Origin of the sequence: Propionicimonas sp. (assembly GCF_049840635.1) — a bacterium.
Taxonomy (GTDB): Bacteria; Actinomycetota; Actinomycetes; order Propionibacteriales; family Propionibacteriaceae; genus Propionicimonas.
In genome coordinates, this window is the sequence record NZ_JASGKL010000004.1 from 289,984 (window position 1) to 306,626 (window position 16,643).

The window sequence follows — 16,643 nt, forward strand, 5'->3', positions numbered from 1 at the left end:
GGGTGTCTCCTCGACGGCGCCAGCCGTCCTTGATAACGTTTCACACGAACCAAGAGGCAGACCGTCAGCGGGGGAGAACGCGATCCGTCCGTCCGATTGCGTGATCCGTTCCCGACTCCACGAAGCGCCTGCATGACCAAGAACCTCACCGTCGGACCGCCGGTCCGCGAGATCATCGTGTTCACGCTGCCCCTGCTGGTGGGCAACGTCTTCCAGCAGCTGTACGCCGTCACCGACGCGATCGTCGTCGGGCGGATGCTCGGCGTGGACGCCCTCGCCGCGGTCGGCGCGTCCGGGAGCCTGCAGTTCCTCCTGTTCGGGTTCGCCATCGGCGCGTCCGCCGGCCTCGCGATCCCCGTCGCGCGCGCCTACGGGGCCGGTGACCCGCCGGCGATGCGCCGCTCGGTGGCGGCCGGCGCCCTGATCAGCCTCGGCATCGCCGCCGCGATCGTGGCCATCGGCACGATCGGCGCGCACCCGCTCCTGGTCCTGATGGGGACGCCGCCCGAGCTCCTCGGCGACGCGACGACGTTCCTCACGGTGCTGTTCAGCGGCGCCGCCGCCACGGTGGCCTTCAACTTCCTCAGCGCGGTCATCCGCGCGCTCGGAGACAGCCGGACGCCGCTGCTCTTCCTGGTGGTGGCGTGCGTGCTCAACGCCGCCCTCGTCGTGGTGTTCATCGCCGTCCTCCACCTCGGCATCGGCGGGGCGGCCGCGGCCACGATCGTCGCACAGGCGACCTCGGTGGTGCTGTGCCTGGTCCTGATCGCCCGCCGGATGCCCGAACTCCGCCTGCGCAGGGACGACTGGCGCGTCACCGGTGCGAACGTCGCGGAGTCGGCCCGCACCGGCCTGACCATGGGCTTCCAGATGTCGGTGATCGCGATCGGTGCCGTCATCCTGCAGTACGGCATCAACACGCTCGGCGCGGAGGCGGTCGCCGCCTTCACCGCCGCCATGCGGGTGGACCAGGTGGCCGTCGCGCCGCTCGCGTCCGTCGGTGTGGCGATGACGACCTACGTCGCGCAGAACCGCGGCGCCGGGCAGTGGTGGCGGATCCGGGTGGGGGTGTTCCGGATCAGCCTCGTCGCCACCGCGCTCGCGCTCGTGCTCGGGGTCGTCATCTGGCTGGCCGGGACGCCCATCGTCGAGCTCTTCGTCGGTCCGGGCCAGGATGGCGTCGTCGGCATGGCCCACCAATACCTGGTCATCAACAGCTCCCTGTACGTGGTGCTGGCGATGGTGTTCCTGCTCCGCAACGTCATCCAGGGGCTGGGTGCCACGACCGTCCCCACCATCGCCGGCTTCGCCGAACTCGCGGTGCGCAGCCTGGTCGGACTGTTCCTCGTCGAGCAGATCGGCTTCCTCGGCGCCTGCCTGGCCGCGCCGCTCGCCTGGGTCGGGGCGCTGGTCCCGATCGCGATCGCGTGGTTCGTCGAGCGGCGGCAGCTGGTCCGCTACGACGCCGCGGGAGTGGCGGCCCACGCCCACGGATCGGCACCGCTCGAGGCCGCCGCCGCCCAGTAGGGTGGCCCGCGTGAGGAGCCCGGGACCCTGGCACCGCACCGCGCGGGCGGCGGGACTGCTCGGCGCGGACGGCAGCATCGCGCCCACGATCTTCGCCTCGATGTCGGCGCTCGCCGTCCGCAGCGGTGCGATCAACCTCGGCCAGGGTTTCCCCGACGAGGGCCCGCCCGACGAGGTCGCGGAGGCCGCGAGGGACGCGATCGCCCGCGGCGCCAACCAGTACCCGCCCGGACGCGGGATTCCCGAGCTGCGTGCCGCGGTCGCCGCGCACCAGGCGCACTGGTACGACCTCGCCTGGGACGCGGACACCGAGGTGCTGGTGACCGCGGGCGCCACGGAGGCGCTGGCCGCCACCCTGCTCGCCCTCGTCGACCGCGACGACGAGGTCGTCGTGGTGGAGCCCTACTACGACGCCTACGCCGCCGTCGTCGGCCTGGCCGGGGGACGCCTCGTCCCCGTCCCCGCCCGGGCGCCGGACTTCCTCCCCGACCCGGAGCGGCTGGTCGCGGCCATCACCGACGCCACGGCGGTCGTCCTGCTGAACAGCCCGCACAACCCGACGGGCGCGATGCTGCCGGACGCGACGATCCAGCGGGTGCTGGAGGCGGCCGAGCGCCACGACGCGATCGTCGTGGCCGACGAGGTCTACGAGCACCTCACCTTCGGCCGGCCGCACCGCAGCCTGGCCACCTTCCCCGGGGGACGGGAGCGCGGCATCACGATCTCCTCCGCGGCGAAGTCGCTCAACGTGACCGGCTGGAAGATCGGCTGGGTGACCGCGAGGCCCGACCTCGTCGACGCGATCCTGGCCGTCAAGCAGTTCCTCACCTACGTGAACGGGGCGCCCTTCCAGCCCGCGGTCGCGGTCGGCCTCGCCCTGCCCGACGCGTGGTTCCACGCCGCCGCGCAGCGCCTCGACCGCCGCCGCGGTGTGATCACGGCGGCCCTCGAGCAGGCCGGGTTCACGGTGAACCGCCCCGCCGGCACCTACTTCCAGATCGCGGACGGCGCGCCGCTGGGCCTGGCCGACGCGGTCGCCGCCAGCCACCGCCTGGTCGAGGAGGCCGGGGTCGTGGCGATCCCGGTGAGCGCGTTCCTCGCCGACCCGCGCGACCCGTCCGCCGCGTCCCTGCTCAGGTTCGCCGCGTGCAAAACCGACGCGGTGATCGCGGACGCCGCCGCGCGACTGGCGGCCTTCCGGCCCTGATCCCGGCACGATGGGGACGGTTCCTGTCGTGCCGCCCGGCACGACAGGAACCGTCCCCAACGTGCCGCCTGACCCGCGTCAGCTGATCCGGATGCCGTACAGCTTCTCCGCGTAGGTGCCGACGACGAGCATGTTGCCGTAGACCGCGGGCGACGCCTCGATGTTCTGCGACAGCTGGAGCGTCGAGTAGTCCTGACCCGTGTTCGGGTTGAACAGGTGCAGCAGACCGCTGGAGTCGCCGACGACGCCGTAGGAGTGGCCGTCCGTGCCGGTGAGCAGCAGGGGGGAGCTCCACCCGAAGTGCGCGAGCGTCCGCTTCCAGACCACCGTGCCGGTCTTCTTGTCCAGCGCCACCAGCGTGCCTTGCTTGTCCGAGCCGGTCTTGGCGATGTTGAAGATCGCGAGGTCGGACACCTCGCCGGTGCCGAGGACAGGAGTGGCCATCAGGCCGCCGTTGACAGCCTTGTTGTAGACCGCGTCGATCTCGTACTTCCACACGACGGCCCCGGTGAGGGCGTTGAGCTTCTGGATCGTGACCGTGCCGTGGCTCGCGCCGTTGGTGCCCTCGCCGCGCTTGTCCATCTCGTTGCCGGTGTAGAGGAACGGGGTGCCGTTGTCGTCCTCCAGCACGATGGACGCGTCCGTGTCGTCGCCGGTCGGACGTACCCACACCACCTGGAGCGTGGTCGCGTCCCAGCAGACGATGTTGCCGTCGTTGTCGCCGGCGTACATCAGGTTGCGGTACGCGGCGGCCGAGCCCTCGATGCCGTGCCGGGAGGACTCGGGGGTGTTGTAGTCCAGCTTGGTGAACTCCGGGTCGACGCTCACGGTCTTCGCGGCGGCGTCGAATTTCGCGTTCAGCTTCACCTTGTAGATCAGACCGTTCTCGGCCGGCTCGATCAGGGTGTCGGTGGCCGCGTTCACCAGCGAGGAGGAGTCGAAGGCGCCCCAGTCGCGGGGGGCGCCCGGGTCGGAGCCGTCCCAGCCGGACACCTCCTTGTTCTGGATCAGGTCGAAGATCCGGTAGCGCCAGGTGCCCTCCGCCTCCCCGTTCTGGTTCAGGCCCATCCCGGAGTACAGCAGCGGGTAGCCGCGCGGGTCGATCGAGCCGGTGCCCTTGAACGCCCAGCCGACATCGATCGGCGGCTTGGTCTGCGTCCCGGTGGCGAGGTCGAGCCGGTACACGTTCCCGTCCACGACCGGGTAGATCACCTCGACGAAGTTCGGGTCGTCGATCTGGGCCTGAGACAGCCCCATCGCCTCCTTGGTCGCCGTCGGCCAGTTCACCAGGAGCGGCTGCCCCGTCCAGCCGGCGCCCGCCCAGTGCGACCCCTCGGCGTAGACGTCGCCGGTGTCCTGCGTCCATGCGACCTGGAGCCGCTTCTGGGTGACGTCGGTCCTCCCGTACACCGGGGCGTCGCGGTAGTTGTTCCCGCGGAAGGTGAGCACGCCCGGGATCTTCGTGTAGGTGGACGAGTCGCCGAACGCCACCTGCTGGTCGGGGTCGTAGTTCTCGATCACCTGGTTGGAGCCGTCCAGCACCTTCCAGGTGACCTTTCCGCTCGTGTCGAGGATCGAGCGGCTGAACACGCCGCCGCCCTCGGAGGTCGGCGCGGTGAAGCCCGGCAGCGTCGACAGGTCGAGGGAGAGCTTGGCCGGATCGGTCTCCGAACTCGGCGTCGAGGGTGTCACGGCCGTCGGGGAGTTCGGGCGCTCACCGACCGTGATCGGGTCGGACGCGGCACAGGCTGCCAGCGAGGCGAGCATCGCTGTGCCGAGCACGACCGCCGCCGCACGGGACCGACGCAACCTGCGCATACGTGACCTTTCGGGATCGGGTTCCAGCCCTCCGGAGTCTACGTGCGCCACCGAGGACCGCCCGGCCGGACACGGACGCCCGGGCGTTCGGGAAGAGAATGCTGAGAATGCGACGCGTCATCTGGACGAACGCGGACGCGGCCCCTACGATCTCGCCATCTAGCTCATTCGGGGGGAGGAGCAAGATGCGCTACATCGTGCGTATCAGCGGAATGATCATCGGGGTTCTTCTGGGCAGTGCCGTTCTGGCCACGGCCCTCAGCCAGTTCACGACGAGGTTGGCGTTCGCCGGCCTCGACGGTGCCGGCCTGTTCGTCGGCCTGGTCACCATGGGGTTCATGGTCGCCATCCTGACCAGGGAGTCCTGGCTCGCAGCCTGACCGGACGCGGGAAGGTCGGCGTCCTTGCGGGGGCTAGCCGATCAACCGGTCCAGCAGGTCGAAGGTGGGGAACGGCTGGTCGTAGTCGCCGAAGTGCCCGTCGTCACGGATGACGAGCGTGCCGCCGAGCCGGTCGAACATCGCCCGGCCCTGCGTGGCGTCGCACCCGTAGGGGTCGACCACGGAGTTCACGAAGCAGAGGTCACGCGCGTGCGCGCGGATCGCGTCCCAGTCGTACTCGTCCTGGAGGACCGGTTCCTCGGACGCGTTGGGTCGCGTGCAGTAGCCGGCGACGAGGACCGCCCGCGCGACGGTCGTGTCGAGGTGCTGGAGCAGGGCGAGCAGGAGGGCCGCTCCGCCCGAGTGCCCGACGAGGACCGTCCCCTCGTCCACGTGCACGTCCGCCAGCACCTTCGGGAGGAAGGTGCCGACCGGCTCCACGTTCAGGCCGGGGTAGTGCGGAACCTGCACGGCGTACCCGCGTGCGGCGAGCCTGTCGGCGAGCCAGGGGTACCAGGCCACGCCGGGGTTACCGCCGGTGCCGTGGAAGATGACGGCTGATTTCTGCACGGGGCCACGGTAGTCCGTGGTCCCGCGCGGGCGCTGCGCGTCAGGCGAACGGGTTCGCCGTGAGCGTGTACTTGGTCTGCAGGTACTCGTGGATGCCCTCGGCGCCGCCCTCGCGGCCCAGGCCGGAGGACTTCCAGCCTCCGAAAGGCGCGGCGGCGTTGGAGACCACGCCGACGTTGAGGCCCATCATCCCGGTGGCCAGGCGTTCGATCATCCTCTGGCCGCGGGCGAGGCTCTCGGTATACACGTAGCTGACCAGGCCGTACTCGGTGTCGTTGGCGATGGCGACGGCCTCGTCCTCGGTCTCGAAGGTGACGATCGCGAGCACCGGGCCGAAGATCTCCTCCCGCAGGATGTCGCTGCCCGGCTGGACATCCGAAAGGACGGTGGCAGCGTAGAACGAGCCCGGACCCTCGATCGCCGAGCCACCGGTACGGACGGACGCGCCGCGGGCCACCGCGTCATCGACCAGCTCGCCGGTCTTGGCCACCGCGCGGTCGTCGATCAGCGGGCCGATCGTCACCCCGTCCTCGGTGCCGCGGCCGGTCTTGAACGCGGCCACCCGCTCGGTGACCCGGCGGGCGAACTCCTCGGCGACCGAGGCATGCACGATGAACCGGTTGGCCGCCGTGCAGGCCTGCCCGATGTTGCGGAACTTGGCGGCCATGGCCCCGTCCACGGCCTTGTCGAGGTTCGCGTCGTCGAAGACCACGAACGGGGCGTTTCCGCCGAGTTCCATGGACGTGCGCAGCACCCCGTCGGCGGCCTTCTTCAGCAGCGCCTGGCCGACCGGCGTCGAACCGGTGAACGACAGCTTGCGCAGCCGCGGGTCGGCGATGATCGCGTCCGACACGTCGCCGGAGTGGGTGGCGGTGACGACGTTCACCACGCCCGCGGGCAGGCCCGCGTCCTCGAGCAGCTTGGCGAAGTAGAGCGTGGTCAGCGGGGTGAGGGCGGCCGGCTTCACCACCACCGTGCAGCCTGCGGCCAGCGCCGGCGCGATCTTGCGGGTGGCCATCGCCAGCGGGAAGTTCCACGGCGTGATCAGGAAGCACGGGCCGACCGGATGCTGGGTCACGATCATCCGGCCGGTGCCCTCGGGGTTGGCGCCGTAGCGTCCCTGCACGTGGGCGGCCTCCTCGCTGAACCAGCGCAGGAACTCCCCGCCGTAGGCCACCTCGCCGCGGGCCTCGGCCAGCGGCTTGCCCATCTCGACGGTCATCAGCAGCGCGAGTTCCTCCTTGCGCTCCTGCAGCAGGTCGAAGGCCCGGCGCAGCACCTCCGCGCGCTCCCGGACGGGCGTCCGCGACCAGGTCTCGAACGCCTCGCAGGCCGCGTCGAGGGCCGCCTTCCCGTCCGCGACGGAGGCGCTGGCGATGGTCTTGACCACCGCTCCGGTCGCCGGGTCGTGCACGTCCAGGGTCCCGCCGTCGGAGGAGGGCCTCCACTCGCCGGCGACGAACAGGCCGTCCGGCACCCCCGCCAACAGTTCGGACTCAACGATCTCGCTCATCCAGCTCCTCCTCGCGCGACTCAGCTGAGGTGATCATATACGATTCCGTCCTCCCATGTGGACCCGCGGACTTCGTGAGCTGAGCCGTCCACCACAAGGTGGACGCTTCTGCGGTGTACTCACGTCAAAGCGTCCACGGTGTGGTGGACGGGCGGGCGGCGGGGCTGGTGTCCACGTCAAGCTGGACGGTTCTGCGGCGTAGTCGCGTCGAAGCGTCCACTTTGTTGTCGCAGGAGGGCGGAGATCCCGGGTCGAGCCCGGGATGACAGGGGCCGGGGAGGCGCTGGACGGGTCAGGCGGGGGCCGAGTGGTGGCGGCGGGCGAGCGTCCAGGCGAGGATGCCGAGGCCGGAGCCGACGGCGATGACGCCGCCGAGGTGGAAGGCGGTCGTGCCGATCACCCCGGTCAGGGGCGAGCCGATCACGCCGCCCAGGAACTGCAGCGAGCCGGTGAGCGCGGACGCGGCCCCGCTCGCCACGAGTGTGAGCTGGCCCCAGCTGTGCGCGCCGGGGAGGACGAAGCCGACGCCGGCCGCGTAGAGCGTCGACGTCGCCCACACCAGCACGGCCGGCGCCCCGGACGCGGCGAGCACCAGCAGCAGCACCCCGGCCGCCGTGCACGTCACCAGCCCGATCCCCAGCGGGAGCGACGGGTGCCGCGTCCGCACCACCCGCCGGAACAGCACGTTCGTCAGCAGGATCGCGCACGCGTTCGTCCCGAACACGAGGGCGAACACCGCCGGCGGGTAGCCGAACTCCCGCTCCACGATGAAGGACGCCGTCGCGATGTAGGCGTAGAAGCCGATCGAGTGCAGCCCCAGCGCGAGCGATACGCCGAGCACCTCGCGGTCCCGCAGCGCCAGCCCCAACGCCCCGGCCAGCGACGCGCCGCGGGCCGTCCGCGCTCCCGGCGGGAGCGTCTCCGGGACGGTGACGGCGAAGCCGGCCATGATCGCCACCCCGAGCAGCGCCAGCGCCCAGAAGTCCGCCCGCCAGCCCCACAGCCCGGCGATCAACGTCCCGACCACGGGCGAGAGGATCGGCGCGAGCGCGGTCGCGATCGCCAGCACGCCGATCCGCGTCGCCACCGCCCGCGAGTCGCCGGACAGGTCGCGGACGACGCTGCGCGCGGCCACGATCCCGGCCGCGCCGGCGAGTCCCGCGAAACCCCGCGCCCCGATCAGCGCCCACGGCGTGGTCACCAGCGCGCTCGCCACCGACGCCAGCGTCCACCCCGCCACCCCGGCGAGGATCACCGGACGCCGGCCGAGCCGGTCACTCAGCGGCCCCCACACCAGTTGCCCGACACCGATGCCGAGCAGGCAGGCCGTGATGCTGGCCTGCGTCGCCCACTCGGCCCCGCCGAGCTCGCTCTGGATGACCGGCAGCGACGGAGTGTAGATGTCCATCGAGAGCGGCGACAGTGCGGTCAGCACCGCCAGCAGCAGCATCACCCGCACCGACATCGCCGGGCTGGTCGTGCCACCCCCGTCGGACGGGCCTCCGGTCACCGACCGGACCGGTTCTCCAGGACGGCCAGCAGGTCGCACTGGATCAGCTGGCCGCCGTCCAGCTGCGCGGCCATCGCCTGGCGCGCGGGTCGCCGCGCCGGATCGGGGAACATCGCCACCCACTGCCGGTTCAGGGCCTCCCGGTCCCGGTGGTCGGCCAGCCAGAACGTCAGCTTCAGGATGTCGTCGGGGGAGCCGCCCGCCGCGGCCAGCACCGCCCTGATGTGGGCGAACACGTTCGCGCACTGCTCGGCCAGGCCCTCGGGCAGCTCCTTCGTCGCCGGGTCGCGCCCGGTGAGGACGCCGCTGGCGAGGAACGGCCCGATCCGGCTGGCGACAGGGATCGGGTTGGTGTGGTCGAAGCCGGGCACGTAGAGGCTCTCCCTGCGCGGCATGTCAGGCCTCTTCGACGATGCGGTTCTCGATGGCCCCCAGGCCGTCGATCTCCGCGCGGACCACGTCCCCGACCTTCAGGAAGCGCCCGCTGGGCGCCCCGATCCCCGACGGGGTGCCGGTGGCGAGGATGTCGCCGGGCTCGAGTGTCATCACCTGGGTGAGGTAGGCGATCTGGTCGTAGATGTCGTAGATCATGTCGCCGGTCGTCCAGTCCTGCCGCACCTCGCCGTTCACGGTCAGCACCATGTGCAGGTCGTGCGGGTCGGCGACCTCGTCGTCGGTGGTGAGCCACGGCCCGAGCGGCCCGTGGGTGTCGAACGACTTGCCGAGGGTGAACGTGGGGGAGCGCTTGGCCAGCCAGTCGCGGACGGACACGTCGTTCGCCACGAGGTACCCGGCGATCACGCCCCGCGCGGCCTCCACGGGGACGTGCCTGCAGCGCTGCCCGATCACGACCGCGAGCTCGATCTCGTAGTCGAGTTCGTCGGAGATGTCCGGCTTCACCACGTCGCCGAAGGGCGCGTTGAGGCAGGACACCTGCTTGTTGAACCAGAACTGGCTGGTCGGCGTCGGGATGCCGGCGGCGGCGGCCTCCGCGGCATGCTCGGCGTAGTTCATGCCGATGGCGAGGTACTTCTGCGGCGCGTCGACCGGCGCCTCCAGGACCACGTCGGCCAGCGCGTGGGACGCACCGTCCGCGGCCTCGATCGCCTCCCTCAGCTCGGGCAGGCGGGGCAGGATCGCCCTCAGGGACGTGCCGACCCCCGGCATGTCGGAGATGTCGACGAGGACGTCCCCTTCGACGCGGCCGAGCCGGGACTCCCCGTCGGGGAGGTGGTAGCGGGCGATCTTCATCGGTGGGTGATCTCCTCGTTCATCGTGGTGGCGTCCGCCGCCTGCTCGCCGGGCAGCGCCGACCAGACGTGTTCGCCGTTGGGTGTCATCTGGAAGCTCAGGAAGCGCCACTTCCCGTCGTCGCAGCGGCGCAGCACCTGCGTGACCATGCCGCCGACGGTGCGTTCGCCGCCGTCCGGGCTGCGCAGCCGGTTCACCAGCGGCCCGGTCATGATCGCGACGTCCCCGACCACCCGGATGTTCAGCTCGCCGCGCGTCGTGCCCAGGTAGGGCCGCCGGGTCGCCACGTGCTCCAGCAGCTGGGTCTTGTCGTGGGTGAGGCCGGGTGCGTGGATGTGCACGATCGAGTCGTCGTACAGGTCGGCCAGCACGTCGAGGTCGACCGCGACCAGCGCCTGCTGGCGGCGTTGCTCGACGGCGAGGAGGTCGGCGCGGGTGGCCGCGTCCGGTTGTTCCACAGTGTTCATGTCCTCAAACCAATCCGGAGTAGGAGCCGCCGTCCAGTTGCAGGTTCTGCCCGCTGATGTAGCCGGCCTGCGCGCTGCACAGGAACGCGCAGGCGTCGCCGAACTCCTCCGGGCGACCGAGCCGACCGGCGGCGATCGTGGACGCGATCCGCGCGAAGGCCTCGTCGTGCCCGATGCCCTCGGACGCCATCATGCGCTGCGCCATGAACTCCTGCCGCGGGGAGTCGATCCGCTCGGGCAGGAGGTTGTTGACCGTCACGTTGTCGCGGGCGACGTCGGTGCTGATCGCCTTGCTGATCGCGGTCAGGGCCGCGCGCGCGGACGTCGAGAGCCCCATCTCGTAGGCGGGGCTCTTCACCATGGCGGAGGTGATGTTGACGATCCGCCCGAACTTTCGGGCGCGCATGCCGGGAAGCCAGGCGCGGATCAGCTGCACGGCCGGCACCATGTTCGCCCGCAGCGCGCCGACCAGGGCGGCCTCGTCCCAGTCGTCGATGGTGCCCGGCGCAGGGCCGGCGTTGTTCGTGACGAGGATGTCCACGTCCGGGCGGGCGGCGACGATCGCCGCCCGCTCCTCGGCCGTGGTCAGGTCGGCGGCGATCCAGGTGACCTTCGCGCCGCCGACCTCGGACCTCAGGGTGTCGGACGCCGCGGCGAGCTTTGCGCGGTCGCGTCCGTTCAGCGTGACCGCGACGCCCTCGCGCACGAGCGACCGTGCGCAGGCGAGTCCCAGCCCCTGTGACGAGGCGGCGACGAACGCCGTCCGTCCTGCGATCCCCAGGTCCATCGTGTCCTTCCCGTGCAGGTCCTCCCGGAGGTCCCGGGTCAGGCCCCGGCGACCAGGGCGTACTCGGTGCGGAAGCCCGTGGCCTCGCCGGCCTCGTGGCCCGGCCGGGGCTGGCCGACCAGCGCGTGGTACTTGCTGAACACCGCGTCGGCCTCGGCCAGCGGCAGCACGTCGTCGACGTTGCTGAACGGCTCGCCGCCGGTGCGGTCGGCGACCATCCGGCGGATCACCTCGTAGCCCTCGCCGCGGTTGGCCATCACGATCCGGTTCACGACCTCGAGCCGCTCGTCCTGGTACGCCGTCAGCGCGGCGTCGATGTCGTCCGTCGATGCGAGCTTCTCCGCGATCACGCGGGAGTCGACGATCGCCTGGCACCAGCCGTTGCCGCCGCGGGGGTACATGGCGTGCGCCGCGTCCCCGGCGAGCACGACGTGCCCGTCCACCCAGCTGTCGAGCGGGTTGTGGTCGATCAGCGGCATCAGGTACACCTCGCGGGCGTTGCGCATCATCTCCTGCACGTCGAGGAACGGCAGCTTGCAGTTGTCCCAGTAGGGGAGGATTTCCTCGACCCCGCCGGTCTGGTTCCAGTCCTCGACGCTCTCGTCGCGGACGGCCTCGCACACCCAGTTCACCAGCGTCTTGCCGGTGCCCTCGAAGTCGTTGGCGATCGGGTAGACGATCAGGCTCGACTTGTGCGGGTTGCCGATGTGCAGGATCGTCTGGCCGTCGGCGTAGGGCTCCATGATCGTGGTGCCGCGGAACATCGTGATGCCGGAGTACGCCGGGGACGCGCTCTCGGGGTGCATCTGGGTGCGGACGGCCGACTTGATGCCGTCGGTGGCGATCAGCACGTCCGCGGTGACCTGGAAGGTGCTGCCGTCAGGACGCAGCAGGTTGGCCGTGACCTTGCCGTCCGCCTGGGAGTAGCCGGTGCAGCGCGCGCCGAGGACGACCGAGTCCTCGCCGAGGCGCTCCAGCACCGTGCGGTAGAGCAGCATCTGCAGGGTGCCGCGGTGCACGAAGCGCTGCTCGTGCAGGTAACCCATGTACGTGCCGCACAGCTCGGCGTAGATCTCCTGGCCGTACTCGTTGAAGAAGATCGAGTGCTTGGCGTTCACCGAGATCTTGCGGAACTCGTCCAGCAGGCCGACCTCGTCGATCTCGCGGGTGCCGTAGATCTTGGTGTCGATGCCGACGCCGAGCGGCTTGAGCTCGGGCACCGCCTCGTAGACGGTGGGGCGGAACCCCTGCTGGTGCAGGCGAAGGGCGGTGGTCAGCCCGCAGGGGCCGGCGCCGATGATGGCGATGTCGAGCATGTGTGCCTCTTCTCGGTGGGCGTCCGGGCCGCCGTGGCCCGGGACGGGAGTGCCGTGTGTGCGGTGTCGCGAGCTTCGACGGGGATCCGGACGGTTCCCGGGGAGCGCTGCGCTGCATCCGTGTGAGCCGATCGTAGGAAGAATCGTACACGATTTCAAGAGGATGGCGTCGGCGACGCCGCCACGCCTATCTGTTCCTGCTGTCCCTCACAGGCTCGTGGGAGCCGTCTTGCGCTCAGATCGAGCGTCTCCGGGACGGTCTTGACGCCGCCCTGGTTGCGTCCCACCAGAAACTGTCCGGTGCGGGGTCTTGTACCGCCTAGGGATCGTATATATGATTTCGCACACGATCTGGCCACCACGGCGGACGGACACAGCGATGTGCATCACGAGGAGAGCAGCGAGCGTATGGCTGAGACCACACTGCCGGACCCGAACAACCCGGGTCCCGTCAACCTCAACGCCACCCCCCACCACCGGCCCGGCCGGCTGGTCTGGTTCAGCACGCGGTTCGCGCTGATCGGGGTGTGGCTGCTCTTCGTGGTCGTCTTCGCGATCCTCGCGCCCGGCACCTTCCTCACGGTCGGGGCGGCGAAGGCGGTCTTCGGCAGCCAGCAGGCGCTGGTCTTCCTGACCGCCGCACTGCTGTGCACGATCATCGTGGGCGAGTTCGTGGACATGTCGGTCGCCGCGAACTTCGGGCTCGCGGCGATTCTGGTCACCGTCCTGAACGTCAACCACGGGTGGAACGTCTGGCTGGCCGCCGCGGTGGCGATCCTGGCGTCGGTGTGTGTCGGCGCACTGAACGGGCTCCTGGTGGTCCGGCTGGGGGTGAACACGATCGTGGTCACGCTCGGCATGGGCACCTTCATCCTCGGACTCGCGCTGTGGGCGTCCAACCTCACCCCGGTCTCCGGCCTGCCGTCGTGGTTCCGGCTGATCGCGACCTTCAACGTCCTCGGGCTGCCGATCAGCTTCTACCTGGGCCTGCTCCTGATGCTGGGCTTCACCTACGTCCTCAAGTTCACCCCGCTGGGACGCAACATGCGCTTCGTCGGCGAGAACCGCGAGGTCAGCCGGCTCGCCGGCGTCCGGGTCTCTCTCGTGCGCTGGGGCGCCTTCACCGTCGGCGGCCTGATCGCCGGTGTCGGCGGCGTCCTGGCCGCGGCGGGGACGGGCGGCTTCGACCCGAACGTGTCGAACGCCTACCTGCTGCCGATGTTCGCAGCCACGTTCCTCGGCACGGCGATCATCGAGCCGGGGCGGTTCAACCCGCTCGGCACCCTGATCGCGGTGTACTTCCTTGCCACCGGCGTGCTCGGGCTGCAACTGCTCGGTGCGACGTCCTGGGTCTCCAGTGTCTTCTACGGCGGGATCCTCGTGATCGCCGTCACTATCACCACTGTCCTCCACGCCCGTTCCCGGTCGCACTGAACCGGCGTCCGCCAACCGTTCCACACCACGAGAGGGTCAACCCATGGCAACCGAACTCCTCACCACGCGCCGCCTGAGGTCGCTCGCAGCACTCGGCCTCGCCGGCCTGGTGGCCGCCAGCCTGGCCGCCTGCAGCTCGGGCGCAGCCACGCAGCCCAGCGCCACCGCGTCCGCCGGTCAGACCGCGGACGCTCTCAGCGCCGAGGTCGCTGCGCTGACGAAGCCGCTGGACGCGTACCCCGTCCCGACCGACACGGCCGATGCCTCCGTGCTGAAGGGCAAGACGGTCTACTACGTCCCGATCACCATGCAGTCGCCGCAGTTCAAGATCACCCAGAAGACGGTGACGGACGCCCTCACCGCGGTGGGCGCGACGGTCCAGGCCTGCGACGGCAAGGCGACCCCGACCGATGTCAGCGCCTGCATCACCCAGGCCACCAACACCGGTGCGGCAGCGATCATCACCGATGCGGTGCCGTACGTGATCGCCGCGAACGCGATCGACGCGGCCCGTGCCGCGGGCATCCCGGTCCTGATCACCAACCAGGTCGCGAGCGACAAGTACCCCGCGGACGGCACGCTGGCCTACATCCCCGCGGGCGGTGGGCCCATGCAGGCCGCGCTGGCGAAGTGGGTCACCCTCGATTCCGCGCGCAAGGCGAACATCCTGATCAACCAGGGCACGGACGGCCCGGCGCCCGCGATGTTCGTCGCCGAGGGCAAGAAGGTCTACGCGTCCGAGTGCCCCGACTGCACGGTCACGATCAACGAGGTCTCCTCTGCGAACTTCTCGCTGATCCCGTCTTCGACCAGCGCAGCCCTGCTGAAGGACCCGAACATCGCCTACGTCGAGTCGCAGTTCGAGCAGTACCTGCAGCCCACGCAGGCGGGTGCGGAGCAGGCCGGCCGGACCGACCTCAAGGGCCTGACGGGCTCGGTGCAGCTGGGTGGCCTGCAGGCTCTGGCCAGCGGGAACTTCCTGTACGCGGCCGCCGGGCAGGCGTCCGCCTTCCAGGGCTGGCTGGATGTCGACGCGGCCATTCGCCTGGTGGCGAAGAGCGAGCTGCCCGAGTACACCATCCCGGTGCGGCTGTTCACCCGCGAGTCGATCTCCGGTGTCACCCTGACCGATGCGGCCGAACTGTCGGGCGAGTGGTACGGGCCGACCACCTTCACCGACGAGTTCAAGAAGATCTGGGGCGTGGCGTGAGCCAGGCCACTGCGCCGCAGCCGTCCGGGGCCACCCCGGCGGCTGCGGCACCCCGCCTGGACGTCGGGTCGCTGTCGATGACCTTCGGCAGCAACCGGGTCCTGAAGGACGTGTCCCTGCAGGTCCGCCCCGGTGAGATCCACGGGCTGATCGGCCAGAACGGGTCCGGCAAGTCGACCCTGGCGAAGATCCTGACCGGGCTCTACACGCCCGACCCGGGGGCGTCCGTGGCGGTGGACGGCGAGCCGCTGCCCCTGCCGATCCGTCCCGTCGAGTCCCGCCGCCGCGGCGTCGCCGTCGTGCACCAGACCCTCGGCCTCGTCGCGGAGTCGACCGTCCTGGAGAACATGCGGGTGGGGCGCCTGAAGGGCTCCCGCTGGCTGCGCAAGATCGACTGGAAGCGTGAGCGTGCCGAGGCCGAGGCCGTGTTCGAGCGGCTGGGTCGTGCGGTGCCGCTGGACGCCGCCGCCGGCACGCTGCGCGAGGAGGACCGCGCCACCGTCGCCATCGCCAGGGCGCTGCAGGACGTGCACGCGGGCACCGGCCTGATCATCTTCGACGAGTCGACCCGGTCGCTGGGACGGCCGTCGCTGGAGCACTTCTTCGGCATCCTCGACGAGATCGTCGCCACCGGGACCGCCGTGCTGATGATCACCCACCGACTGGAAGAGGTGGTGGATGCCGCCGACCGGGTCACCGTGCTGCGCGATGGTGCCGTGGTCGAGAGCGGACGGCCCGTGGCGGGCATGGTCGAGGCCGACCTCACTGCGATGATGCTCGGCCGCAACCTCGGCGACCTGACCGACCGCGAGGAGTTCCGGGCCCCGGCGGGCAGTGAGCCGGTCCGGATCGAGGCTGTCTCCGGGCTGCGGGTGCGCGACGCGTCCATCGAGATCCAGCCCGGCGAGGTCGTCGGGCTCACGGGGCTCGGCGGCTCGGGCTACGACGACCTGCCCTACCTGATCAGTGGCGCCAGTCCGGCGACGGCGGGCACCGTCCGGCTGCCGGGTCGCGAACTCGCCGTACCGCGGCTCACCCCTTCGGCGGCGGCTGCGGCGGGGATCGCCCTCGTCCCCGAGGGCCGCGACTACTCCGGCCTCGCCATGTCGATGACCGTCGCCGAGAACGCCAGCTTCCCGCAGACCAGCCGGTCGACACGCCCGCTGGGCCCGATCGACGCCGGGGGTGAGCGACGGCTGGTGGGGGAGTGGATGGAGCGCCTCGACGTCCAGCCGCGGGCGCCGCAGGCCGTGGTCGGGACGCTGTCGGGCGGCAACCAGCAGAAGGTGCTCCTGGCCAAGTGGCTGGCCACCGAACCGAGCCTGTTCGTGCTGCACGAGCCCACCCAGGCCGTGGACGTGGGCGCCCGGCACACGATCGTGGAGACCGTCCGGCAGGCGGCGGCCAACGGCTGCGCCGTGCTGGTCGCCGGGTCCGACGAGAACGAGCTGTCGCTGCTGTGCGACCGGGTGCTGATCTTCGCCGAGGGGCGGATCCGCCAGGAGCTGAAGGCGGGGGAGATCGGGCCGGACGAGATCGTGCACGCCATCTACGCGACCGGCTCGCGGTCGAAGCTGCGGCAACGTGCGCCGGAGGTCTCGTCAACCGACGCCGGATGACCTATCATCGAGATAGTTTTGTTACCAAATAATC

Annotated in this window: 15 protein-coding genes; 6 read left to right on the forward strand and 9 right to left on the reverse strand. The window is 70.7% G+C overall.

Features of this window, described 5'->3' with window-relative positions:
* Positions 1–132 precede the first annotated feature (132 nt).
* Both QM779_RS01555 and QM779_RS01560 read left to right on the forward strand, forming a co-directional pair.
* On the forward strand, positions 133–1,527 hold the full coding sequence (locus QM779_RS01555; RefSeq protein WP_428530573.1) for an MATE family efflux transporter: 1,395 nt from the start codon (positions 133–135) through the stop codon (positions 1,525–1,527).
* Between the two features lie 10 nt (positions 1,528–1,537).
* Entirely contained in the window at positions 1,538–2,734 is a 1,197-nt protein-coding gene (locus QM779_RS01560) for an aminotransferase class I/II-fold pyridoxal phosphate-dependent enzyme (RefSeq protein ID WP_428530576.1), read from the forward strand.
* A 78-nt stretch (positions 2,735–2,812) separates the two neighbouring features.
* Here QM779_RS01560 and QM779_RS01565 read toward each other — a convergent pair whose 3' ends face one another.
* On the reverse strand, positions 2,813–4,552 hold the full coding sequence (locus QM779_RS01565) for a PQQ-binding-like beta-propeller repeat protein (protein WP_428530579.1): 1,740 nt from the start codon (positions 4,550–4,552) through the stop codon (positions 2,813–2,815).
* Positions 4,553–4,737: 185 nt separating this feature from the next.
* Between QM779_RS01565 and QM779_RS01570 the strand changes: the two genes are divergently transcribed.
* Positions 4,738–4,932 carry a hypothetical protein gene (locus tag QM779_RS01570; protein ID WP_428530582.1) on the forward strand — a complete coding sequence of 65 codons (195 nt, stop codon included), beginning with the start codon at positions 4,738–4,740 and terminating at the stop codon, positions 4,930–4,932.
* Positions 4,933–4,965: 33 nt separating this feature from the next.
* Here QM779_RS01570 and QM779_RS01575 read toward each other — a convergent pair whose 3' ends face one another.
* From QM779_RS01575 to QM779_RS01610, 8 genes are all read right to left on the reverse strand, one after another.
* Positions 4,966–5,502 carry an alpha/beta hydrolase gene (locus QM779_RS01575; RefSeq protein ID WP_428530585.1) on the reverse strand — a complete coding sequence of 179 codons (537 nt, stop codon included), beginning with the start codon at positions 5,500–5,502 and terminating at the stop codon, positions 4,966–4,968.
* A 40-nt stretch (positions 5,503–5,542) separates the two neighbouring features.
* Positions 5,543–7,015 carry an NAD-dependent succinate-semialdehyde dehydrogenase gene (locus QM779_RS01580; protein WP_428530588.1) on the reverse strand — a complete coding sequence of 491 codons (1,473 nt, stop codon included), beginning with the start codon at positions 7,013–7,015 and terminating at the stop codon, positions 5,543–5,545.
* A gap of 292 nt (positions 7,016–7,307) precedes the next feature.
* Positions 7,308–8,525, reverse strand: coding sequence for a Bcr/CflA family efflux MFS transporter (locus tag QM779_RS01585; protein WP_428530591.1), 1,218 nt, complete (start codon positions 8,523–8,525; stop codon positions 7,308–7,310).
* A complete protein-coding gene (locus QM779_RS01590; RefSeq protein WP_428530594.1) occupies positions 8,522–8,920 on the reverse strand; it encodes a RidA family protein in 399 nt (132 codons plus the stop codon). Before QM779_RS01590 ends, QM779_RS01585 begins: the two co-directional genes overlap by 4 nt.
* Before the next feature lies 1 nt (position 8,921).
* Positions 8,922–9,776 carry a fumarylacetoacetate hydrolase family protein gene (locus QM779_RS01595; RefSeq protein WP_428530597.1) on the reverse strand — a complete coding sequence of 285 codons (855 nt, stop codon included), beginning with the start codon at positions 9,774–9,776 and terminating at the stop codon, positions 8,922–8,924.
* Positions 9,773–10,243: a YybH family protein gene (locus tag QM779_RS01600; protein WP_428530600.1), complete on the reverse strand. Its 471-nt coding sequence runs from the start codon at positions 10,241–10,243 to the stop codon at positions 9,773–9,775. Before QM779_RS01600 ends, QM779_RS01595 begins: the two co-directional genes overlap by 4 nt.
* A gap of 4 nt (positions 10,244–10,247) precedes the next feature.
* Positions 10,248–11,030, reverse strand: a complete 783-nt coding sequence (locus QM779_RS01605; protein WP_428530603.1) for an SDR family oxidoreductase — start codon at positions 11,028–11,030, stop codon at positions 10,248–10,250.
* 38 nt (positions 11,031–11,068) lie between these two features.
* Positions 11,069–12,346 carry an FAD-dependent monooxygenase gene (locus tag QM779_RS01610; protein ID WP_428530606.1) on the reverse strand — a complete coding sequence of 426 codons (1,278 nt, stop codon included), beginning with the start codon at positions 12,344–12,346 and terminating at the stop codon, positions 11,069–11,071.
* Between the two features lie 408 nt (positions 12,347–12,754).
* Between QM779_RS01610 and QM779_RS01615 the strand changes: the two genes are divergently transcribed.
* From QM779_RS01615 to QM779_RS01625, 3 genes are read left to right on the forward strand one after another with little or no spacing between them, the layout of a single operon-like run.
* A complete protein-coding gene (locus QM779_RS01615) occupies positions 12,755–13,780 on the forward strand; it encodes an ABC transporter permease (protein ID WP_428530609.1) in 1,026 nt (341 codons plus the stop codon).
* A 43-nt stretch (positions 13,781–13,823) separates the two neighbouring features.
* On the forward strand, positions 13,824–14,990 hold the full coding sequence (locus QM779_RS01620) for a sugar ABC transporter substrate-binding protein (RefSeq protein ID WP_428530612.1): 1,167 nt from the start codon (positions 13,824–13,826) through the stop codon (positions 14,988–14,990).
* Entirely contained in the window at positions 14,987–16,609 is a 1,623-nt protein-coding gene (locus tag QM779_RS01625; RefSeq protein WP_428530615.1) for a sugar ABC transporter ATP-binding protein, read from the forward strand. The genes QM779_RS01620 and QM779_RS01625 overlap by 4 nt, the downstream gene beginning before the upstream one ends.
* The last annotated feature ends 34 nt before the right edge of the window (positions 16,610–16,643 follow it).